The organism is Microbacterium sp. UBA837 (genome assembly GCF_002296025.1).
Lineage (GTDB): Bacteria > Actinomycetota > Actinomycetes > Actinomycetales > Microbacteriaceae > Microbacterium.
Genome location: NZ_DBHD01000096.1, coordinates 1 through 8,824 on the forward strand (window position 1 = coordinate 1; position 8,824 = coordinate 8,824).

Consider the following 8,824-nt stretch of genomic DNA (forward strand, 5'->3'; position numbering starts at 1 on the left):
GTACCTCGTGGACGAGCGCGCTGAAGCGCGCGTATACCGTGAGCTGGCTGCTCGCCGCACCGGCGAAGAGCGCGCGATCCTGGAAGCCCTCGCCGATGCCGAACGTCGGCACGAGTCGCACTGGCTGCAGTTACTCGGGGGCGAGCCCAGTACGCTGCCGCGACCCCGCGTGTCGACTCGAATGCTTGCGTGGATGGCGCGTCACTTCGGTTCGATCTTCGTGCTCGCTCTCGCCCAAAACGCCGAAGCGCGCTCTCCCTACGACAGCGATCCGCATGCGACTTCGCAGATGGCGGCCGACGAGAAGATCCATCACGAGGTCGTGCGTGGGCTTGCGGCCCGCGGGCGACGGCGGCTGTCGGGGACGTTCCGAGCCGCGGTGTTCGGCGCGAACGACGGACTGGTTTCGAACCTCGCCCTGGTGATGGGAATCGGTGCGACCGGAGTCGCCCCGCAACTCGTGCTGTTCAGCGGTATCGCGGGCCTTCTCGCCGGTGCGCTGTCAATGGGTGCCGGTGAGTTCGTCTCGGTGCGATCCCAGCGCGAGCTGCTCGCGGCGACGCAGCCGAACGATTACGCCGACGAGGTGTTGTCGTTCCTCGACCTCGATGCGAACGAACTGGCTCTGGTGTTTCGCACGCGCGGGATGCCGGAGGAAGAGGCGCTAACGGCGGCGCGAGCGATCATCGGCGATGCTCAAACGGCGGGTCCCGGCGCTCTGGCCCGCGGAGGCGTGGCGGGCGCTGCCGAGGACGACGTCGTCGGAAGTGCGTGGGGCGCAGCGCTCTCCAGCTTCCTGTTCTTCGCATCCGGAGCGATCATCCCGGTGCTGCCGTGGATCTTCGGACTATCCGGACTCGCCGCAGTAGCGACAGCGCTGGCGCTCGTCGGTGTCGCGCTCCTGGCCACAGGGGCCACGGTGGGGCTGCTGTCCGGCGGTCCGCCCCTGAAGCGCGCGCTGCGACAGCTTGCGATCGGATTCGGTGCGGCAGCGGTGACCTACCTTCTGGGGCTGCTGTTCGGAGTGACGGTCGGCTGACCGCGAGCCCGCTTCCGCCGCTGCCGCCGGGAATAGTGTCGGGGATGCCGCGGTTCGGTGTGACATGAGCGAGCCTTCTGCTTCCCCGATCAAGGTCGATGTCTGGTCCGATGTGCAGTGCCCCTGGTGCTACATCGGCAAGCGGCGCTTCGAGAAGGGCGTGGCGGCGTCCGGAGTACCCGTGGAGATCGAGTATCACTCCTTCGAGCTTGCCCCTGACACGCCTGTCGATTACGACGGGTCGCCGGTGCAGTACCTCTCCGAGCGCAAGGGGGTCTCGCCGGAGCAGGCCGCTCAGATGGTCGAGCGGGTGACGACGCTCGCTGCAGGCGAGGGGCTCGCCTACGACTACGACCACATCCATCAGACGAACACGATCAAGGCCCACGAACTCTTGCACTATGCGAAGGCGCACGGTCTGCAGGAAGAGATGAAGGAAGCGTTGCTGAAGGCATACTTCGTCGATGGCGGGCACGTCGGCCGGGTCGATGATCTCGCCGATCTCGCCGCCACGGTCGGGCTCGACCATGATGACGTCGTCCGCGCGCTCGAGTCCGGCCAGTACACCGCCGCGGTGAAGGCGGATGTCGCGCAAGCTGCCGCGTACGGCATCCAGGGTGTGCCCTTCTACGTATTCGACGGCAAGTACGGCGTTTCGGGGGCACAGGAGAGCGCGACCTTCGCTCAGGTGCTCGCCCAGGTGGCGTCGGAGCGGACTCCGGCATGAGCGGTTCGTCCCCGACCCAACAGGATGCTGCCCAGCCGTTCACCATGCTCGGTGGTGACGGGATCGTCTGCGAAGGCGATGTCTGCAACATCCCCGCCGCGGACAGCGAAACCGTAACGAGCTAGCGAAGCCCGGACAAACGAAAAAGGGCCCCTTTCGGGACCCATTTTCGTTTGTGCGCGAGGGGGGACTTGTCCCCACCGCCACTCCACGCGCCGCGCTGCGCAGCGCGCGGAGCCTCCGGCGGCGTGGGCCTCCCCACCGCCACTCCGCGCGCCGCGCTGCGCAGCGCGCGGAGCCTCCGGCGGCGTGGGCCCACCCCGGGGCGTCCGCGTCTACCCCTCCCGGACAAACGAAAAAGGGCCCCTTTCGGGACCCACTTTCGTTTGTGCGCGAGGGGGGACTTGAACCCCCACGCCCTATACGGGCACTAGCACCTCAAGCTAGCGCGTCTACCTATTCCGCCACCCGCGCAGAGTGGTTTCGGCTTCGCAACCGAAGATCGACATTATCACGTCCACGGCACCGCCGATAATCGCAGGAGGTCTCGACCCGAAACATTCGCGTCGTCTGATCGCGGTAGGTTGGTGGCCGTGTCGCATACCGAATCGGATCTCCCCGAAGTCGTCGTCGTCGCCCGGGACCTCATCCGTTTCGACACCACGAACTGGGGTGGGGGACAGGCCCGCGGCGAACGCGAAGCCGCAGAGTACGTGGCCGACTATCTTCGGAAGCTCGACCTGACGCCCGAGATCTACGAACCGATCGACCGGCGAACGAACGTCGGCGTTCGCATTCCGGGAGTGAACCGCGACAAGCCCGCGCTTGTTGTCCACGGGCACCTCGACGTCGTGCCAGCTGTCGCTGAGGACTGGTCGGTCGACCCCTTCGCAGGAGAGATTCGCGACGGGATGCTGTGGGGACGCGGCGCGGTCGACATGAAGGACATGGACGCCATGATCCTCACCTCTGTCGCAGACATCCTGCGCAGCGGGCGTCAGCCAGCGCGTGACCTCGTGGTGACCTTCTTCGCGGACGAAGAAAACGGCGGCGGCGAGGGCTCCGCACTGGTCGTTCGCGACCACCCGGAGTGGTTCGCTGGCGCGACCGAGGCCATCAGCGAGGTCGGCGGTTACTCGATCGACCTCGCCGGTCGCCGCGCCTACCTCCTGCAAGTCGGCGAGAAGGCGCTGGTCTGGATCCGCCTCATCGCCCGCGGCCGGGCCGCTCACGGCAGCGCCTTCCATGAAGACAACGCTGTCACCCGCCTCGCCGAGGCCGTCGCCGCGCTCGGACGCACGGCGTGGCCGGTGGAACTGACCGCGACGACGGAACGGCTGACCCAACGGATCGCCGAACTCACCGGCCAGGCATCGGATGACCCTGACGCGGTGGCCGCGGCGGCAGGGCCGGCGTCGAGATTCCTACGCTCCACCATCCGCACCACGACGAACCCGACCGCCCTCACCGCCGGATACAAGCACAATGTCATCCCGGACCGCGCCGAGGCGTTGATCGACGTGCGGACCCTTCCTGACGGCGAGGATGGTGCCCTGCGCGCCATCCAGGACATCGTCGGGCCGGACATCGAGATCGAGGTCGTCCACCGCGACATCGGTCTCGAGGTGCCCTTCGAGGGCGAACTGGTCGATGCGATGGTCGCTGCCCTCGGGCGACACGACCCGGGCGTTCCGGTCCTCCCGTACCTGATGAGCGGAGGCACCGACAACAAGGCACTGGCTGAACTCGGCATCCGAGGCTACGGGTTCGCGCCGCTGCGGCTTCCGGCGGATCTGGATTTCACCGGTATGTTCCACGGCGTTGACGAGCGAGTCCCGCTCGACTCGCTCGTCTTCGGTCAGCGCGTGCTGACCGACCTGCTGTTGTCTTACTGATCCGGAAGGCATCCATGCTGCTGGAAGCAATCATCCTCGGCCTCGTGCAGGGGCTCACGGAGTTTCTGCCGGTCTCATCGAGTGCTCACCTGCGCATCCTGGGCGAATTTCTTCCGAGCGCTGAGGACCCGGGTGCAGCCTTCACCGCCATCACCCAGATCGGTACCGAGGCGGCGGTCGTCGTCTTCTTCTGGCGCGATATCGTGCGGATCGTCTCACGCTGGTCGCTCGCCCTCGTCGGGAGGGCGCCGCGGAATGATCCCGACGCCCGCATGGGCTGGCTCATCATCATCGGATCGGTGCCGATCGTCGTGCTCGGGCTGCTCTTCCAAGATCAGATCGAGACGACGCTCCGATCGCTCTGGCTCGTCGCCGGAATGCTCATCTTCTTCGGCGTACTGCTGGGCATCGCCGACCTCGTGGGTGCGAAGCGGCGAAAACTGGACCAGCTCACCCTGGGACACGGCGTCATCTTCGGGTTCGCGCAAGCTCTCGCCCTGGTCCCCGGAGTCTCGCGGTCTGGCGGCACGATCACCGCCGGACTGTTCCTCGGTTACGAACGCGCGGCTGCAGCCCGGTACGCCTTCCTCCTGGCGATCCCTGCGGTCTTCGGCAGCGGCTTCTATCAGTTGTTCAAGAGCTGGGACGAGCAGGGGCCGTTCACCCCGATAGAGACTGCTGCTGCCACCGGTGTGGCCTTCATCGTCGCGCTCGGCGTCATCGCCTTCTTCATGAGCTGGATCTCCAAGCGCAGCTTCCTGCCGTTCGTGGTCTACCGGGTAGCCCTCGGGGCGACGTTGCTCGTGCTGCTGAGCATGGGCGTCATCCAGCCCTACTGACTCGGGTGAGCGGGGCCGAAACGGGTCAGGGCTTGCGAGGCTCGTCGCGTCCACCGCGACCGGGCCCGTCGCCGCGACGACGAAGGTACTTCTCGAACTCCTGCGCGATGGCATCCCCCGACGCTTCCGGCGAGTCCCACGTGTCCCGCGTGCGTTCGAGCTGGTGGATGTACTCCGTCATCTCCTCATCGTCGGCCGCCGCAGCGTCGATGGAGGCCTCCCACGTGCGTGCCTGAGCGGGAAGGTCGCCGCGGTCGAGCTTCGCGCCCGTGATGTCTTCAAGCCGATCGAGCAGTGCCAGGCTCGCCTTGGGTGAGGGAGTGTGGCCGGCGACGTAGTGCGGGACGCTGGCCCACAATTGCGCCGCCGGGATGCCGGCAGCCGTCGCGACGTGCGAGATCACACTCAGGATGCCGACGGGGCCCTCGTAGGAGCTGCGCTCAAGTCCCAAGGACGTCCGCACCGGTTCGCTCTCGCTACCCGCGAAGACAGAGATCGGACGAGTGTGCGGAACATCCGACATCATCGACCCCATCGCAACGAACCCGGTGATGTCTTCGCGCAGGGCGACATCGACGAGTTCGGACGCGAAAGCCTGCCATGCTCGCGCCGGCTCGACCCCCGTGAGCAGCCAGAGCTGCGTGCCCCGCGTCGCGCGGGTGGGACGGTGAATTGTCGTCTCTGGCCATGTCAGCTCGCGGGCGCCATCCGCGGTCGTGCGAATCTGGGGACGCGTGTACTGATAGTCGAAGTACAGTTCGGGATCGACCGAGTAGACAGTCTCGTAGCCGCCGGAGTCGCGCAGATGAGCGACCGCCGAGGACGCTGCTTCACCCGCGTCGTTCCAGCCGTCGAATGCGGCGACGAGAACCCTGCGTCCCAGTCCCTCCACGTGACCTCCTCAGGTGGCGATCCATCCAGAATAGGATGCCGCTGTCGGGCGGGTGCGAGAAACGTCGAGGTCGGGGGGAGCCGGCAGCGGGCAATCGTCAACGAGGCCGTCGGTAGCATGGTCCGGTGACTGCGCCACCCGCCCTCTCCGCCGTGCTCTGGGATATGGACGGCACGCTCGTCGATACGGAACCGTACTGGATTGCGGCTGAGACGCCGCTCGTTGAGAGCTACGGCGGGTCCTGGACTCACGAGAAGGCGCTGTCGCTGGTCGGGCTCGCCCTGGAGGATTCTGCGCGGATCCTGCAGGAAGCGGGAGTACGAATGTCCACCGGCGACATCATCGAGCACCTCACCAGCGAAGTGATGCGCAGCATCTCGCGGGACGGCGTTCCCTTCCGACCGGGCGCGCGCGAGCTTCTTGCCGACCTGAAGGATGCCGGCCTGAAGACCGCGTTGGTGACGATGTCGATGCGACGGATGGCCTCCCATATCGCCGAGCTCATCGATTTCGACGCCTTCGACCTCGTCGTCGCCGGCGATGACGTCACCCGCCCGAAGCCGTATCCGGATCCGTATCTCCAGGCGTGCACATCGCTCGGCGTAGAACCAGCCGACACCGTGGCGATCGAGGACTCGCCGAACGGGCTGCGCTCCGCTGTAGCCGCGGGATCGGTTGTTCTGGGCGTTCCCGCGATGGTCTCGCTCGAGGGGGCCGGTGCCCACGCCGTCTGGCCCACACTTCACGGGGTGACAGCTTCGGACCTCAGTGAGCTTCACCGCGCACACCGAAAGATCGGCGCCGCATGAGCACCACACCACGTCTGTCCGGTCCGTTCCGCGTGGGCGACCGTGTCCAGCTCACCGGTCCGAAGAACCGGCTGCACACGATTACGCTTCGCGAAGGTGGGGAACTCCACACGCATCACGGGGTGCTGCCTCATTCGACCCTCATTGGGATCCCGGACGGCTCGGTCGTCGTCAATAGCGCCGGCCACGAGTACCTCGCGCTGCGCCCCCTGCTGCGTGATTTCGTGATGTCGATGCCGCGTGGCGCCGCGATCGTGTATCCGAAGGATGCGGCGCAGATCCTCTCCGAGGCTGACGTGTTTCCGGGCGCCGTCGTGGTGGAAGCCGGCGTCGGCTCTGGCGCGCTCTCGCTTTGGCTGCTGCGCGCGATCGGCGACGCCGGGCGACTGGTCTCGTTCGAAAGACGGCCGGAGTTCGCCGAGGTTGCGCAGGCCAACGTCGAGACCTTCCTCGGTCACCGCCCGGCATCCTGGGACGTTCGTGTCGGCGACCTCGTGACTGAGCTGCCGACGGCCGTCGAACCCGGAACGGTAGACCGCGTCATCCTGGACATGCTCGCCCCGTGGGAGTGCATCGACGCCGTTGCGGAGGCCCTGACCCCGGGCGGGGTAGTCCTCTGCTACATCGCGACCGCCACGCAACTGAGCCGCGTAGCCGAGTACATCCGCAACACCGGCCTGTTCACCGAACCCGACGCGAACGAGACGATGGTGCGAGGCTGGCACGTCGAGGGTCTCGCCGTTCGCCCAGACCACCGAATGGTCGCGCACACGGGCTTTTTGCTGTGGGCTCGACGCCTCGCGCCCGGCGCTGTCGCGCCCGAGCAGAAGCGGCGTGCCTCGAAGAGCAGCTACGGCGACGAGGATGTCGAGCTGTGGACTCCCGGTGCCGTCGGTGACCGTCAGATCACCGACAAGAACCTGCGGAAACGAGTTCGCGAAGCGCAGAAGGCGGCTGACGGTGCCCGCCAAGCCGCCACCGGCGGCGGCCCTGTGACGGTCGACGAAACGGCTGAGCCTGACCACCTAGACTGATCCGGTGCGAAAGACACCCGCCTTCCTCGCGATCCTCGGACTGACAGCTGCCGGACTCGTCGGTTGCTCGACAAGCCCAGCCGACGGGTGCGCTCGTGTCACCGATACCGACCCCGCAGCGACCGATCTCGTGACAGTCACCGGTGAGTTCGGCGAGGCGCCCGACGTCGAGGTCTATACCCCGTTCCAGGTGGATGAGCTCGCATGGACCGACCTCACGCAGGGGGAGGGGACGCCGATCATCACGACCGACCAGATGGTCATCCTCGACATGGTGGTCCTCAACGGTCAGACCGGTGAGCCGGCCGTCGCCACCTCCTACGACGTGACGCTCGAGAACGTTTTCTCGATGTCGCGGTGGATCGACACCCTGCCAGGGCTTGAGGATTCTCTTCACTGCGCGCAGGAAGGGGACCGCGTCGTTGTCGCCCTACCGGCAGATGCGATCAACCCGGCTGCCGCGACGCAGATCGGGCTCGAGGAGGGCAGTTCCGCGGTCGCCGTCGTCGACGTTCGGAAGGTCTACCTTCCGAAGGCGGATGGCGCTGACCAGTTCACCGACAGCAACGGTCTTCCGTCCGTCGTCCGCGCCCCGAACGGGCGACCCGGAGTCATCATCCCTGATGCCCCGGCCCCGACCGAACTCTCGATCCAAACGATCAAGAAGGGCGACGGCGAGGTCGTCACCGGCGAGCAGCCGGTTCGCGCCCACTACACGGGTCTGCTGTGGGACACGCGTGAGGTCTTCGACACGAGCTGGGACGGCGATCCGGTCTCGTTCGATCTGACCGCGGTCGTGCCGGGCTTCGCCGCGGCTCTCGAGGGTCAGACCGTCGGATCCCAGGTGCTCGTGGTTGTGCCGCCGGATCAGGGCTATGGCGATGCCGGACAGGGCGCGATTCCGGGCGGTGCAACCCTCGTCTTCGTCATCGACATCCTCGGAATCGACCCGGAACCCGCCTCGTAGCCGAAATCACCCTCGGCAAGAGGGGATGCCGCGCATCGCGCACCTAGGATGAGGGCGTGCCCTCGAAGACCCCTGTGCGCATTCCGCCCGAGGAGCGGTTGGTGAACCTCGTGGTTGCCCTGATGGCCACCGAACAGGGCATCACGAAGGACACGATCCTGTCGTCGGTGTCGGGCTACCGCGAGCAGTCGGAAGCCGGCACGTCGAAGGACGCGCTCGAGAAGATGTTCGAGCGCGATAAAGAGAGCCTTCGTGGACTCGGTGTCCCGATCGAGACGATCGGTGACCGTGCCGATCCCGACGATCTTCGCGAGGCTCGCTACCGCGTACCGACCGCCGAGTACGAGCTGCCTGCCGATATCGAGTTCACGCCGGCCGAGCTCGCTCTGCTGAACCTGGCCGGAGGCGTGTGGAGCGAAAGCTCTCTGTCGGCGGATGCGCGCAGCGGCCTACGCAAGATTCGCGCGCTCGGCATTCCGGTCGAGGATCCGATCCTCGGATACTCGCCGCGGATCAGTCTGCGCGAACCGTCGTTTGCGCCCCTGCAGCGGGCGATCGAGGACTCGCGAATCGTGAGCTTCCGATATATGCGGCCCGGAAGCGCTGCGCCGCGAGTGCGGCG

10 protein-coding genes and 1 tRNA gene are annotated in these 8,824 nt (G+C 66.7%); 9 read left to right on the forward strand and 2 right to left on the reverse strand.

What is annotated here, in order from left to right; translation table 11 throughout:
- From B3587_RS07190 to B3587_RS07200, 3 genes are all read left to right on the forward strand, one after another.
- Positions 1 to 1,039, forward strand: a 1,039-nt coding sequence (locus B3587_RS07190; RefSeq protein WP_292727506.1) for a VIT1/CCC1 transporter family protein, incomplete at its 5' end; no start/stop codon positions are given.
- A 64-nt stretch (positions 1,040 to 1,103) separates the two neighbouring features.
- Positions 1,104 to 1,766, forward strand: a complete 663-nt coding sequence (locus B3587_RS07195) for a DsbA family oxidoreductase (protein WP_292727508.1) — start codon at positions 1,104 to 1,106, stop codon at positions 1,764 to 1,766.
- Entirely contained in the window at positions 1,763 to 1,891 is a 129-nt protein-coding gene (locus tag B3587_RS07200; protein ID WP_292727509.1) for a hypothetical protein, read from the forward strand. Before B3587_RS07195 ends, B3587_RS07200 begins: the two co-directional genes overlap by 4 nt.
- Positions 1,892 to 2,155: 264 nt before the next feature.
- Here B3587_RS07200 and B3587_RS07205 read toward each other — a convergent pair.
- Positions 2,156 to 2,240 (reverse strand) — tRNA-Leu (locus B3587_RS07205).
- Positions 2,241 to 2,353: 113 nt separating this feature from the next.
- Between B3587_RS07205 and B3587_RS07210 the strand changes: the two genes are divergently transcribed.
- The gene (locus B3587_RS07210; protein WP_414683123.1) at positions 2,354 to 3,661 is read left to right on the forward strand and encodes a M20/M25/M40 family metallo-hydrolase; all 1,308 of its coding nucleotides are present in this window, start codon (positions 2,354 to 2,356) and stop codon (positions 3,659 to 3,661) included.
- A gap of 14 nt (positions 3,662 to 3,675) precedes the next feature.
- Positions 3,676 to 4,500 carry an undecaprenyl-diphosphate phosphatase gene (locus tag B3587_RS07215; protein ID WP_228179068.1) on the forward strand — a complete coding sequence of 275 codons (825 nt, stop codon included), beginning with the start codon at positions 3,676 to 3,678 and terminating at the stop codon, positions 4,498 to 4,500.
- A gap of 25 nt (positions 4,501 to 4,525) precedes the next feature.
- On the opposite strand, the gene B3587_RS07220 is transcribed toward B3587_RS07215, so the two are convergent.
- Positions 4,526 to 5,392, reverse strand: coding sequence for a PAC2 family protein (locus B3587_RS07220; protein WP_228179069.1), 867 nt, complete (start codon positions 5,390 to 5,392; stop codon positions 4,526 to 4,528).
- 125 nt (positions 5,393 to 5,517) lie between these two features.
- Here B3587_RS07220 and B3587_RS07225 point away from each other — a divergent pair, with 125 nt between their 5' ends.
- From B3587_RS07225 to B3587_RS07240, 4 genes are all read left to right on the forward strand, one after another.
- Entirely contained in the window at positions 5,518 to 6,201 is a 684-nt protein-coding gene (locus B3587_RS07225; RefSeq protein ID WP_292727513.1) for an HAD family hydrolase, read from the forward strand.
- On the forward strand, positions 6,198 to 7,235 hold the full coding sequence (locus tag B3587_RS07230) for a tRNA (adenine-N1)-methyltransferase (protein WP_292727515.1): 1,038 nt from the start codon (positions 6,198 to 6,200) through the stop codon (positions 7,233 to 7,235). The genes B3587_RS07225 and B3587_RS07230 overlap by 4 nt, the downstream gene beginning before the upstream one ends.
- Positions 7,236 to 7,239: 4 nt before the next feature.
- Entirely contained in the window at positions 7,240 to 8,202 is a 963-nt protein-coding gene (locus tag B3587_RS07235) for an FKBP-type peptidyl-prolyl cis-trans isomerase (protein ID WP_292727517.1), read from the forward strand.
- A gap of 122 nt (positions 8,203 to 8,324) precedes the next feature.
- The coding region (locus tag B3587_RS07240) for a helix-turn-helix transcriptional regulator (RefSeq protein WP_414683124.1) at positions 8,325 to 8,824 on the forward strand (500 nt) is incomplete at its 3' end.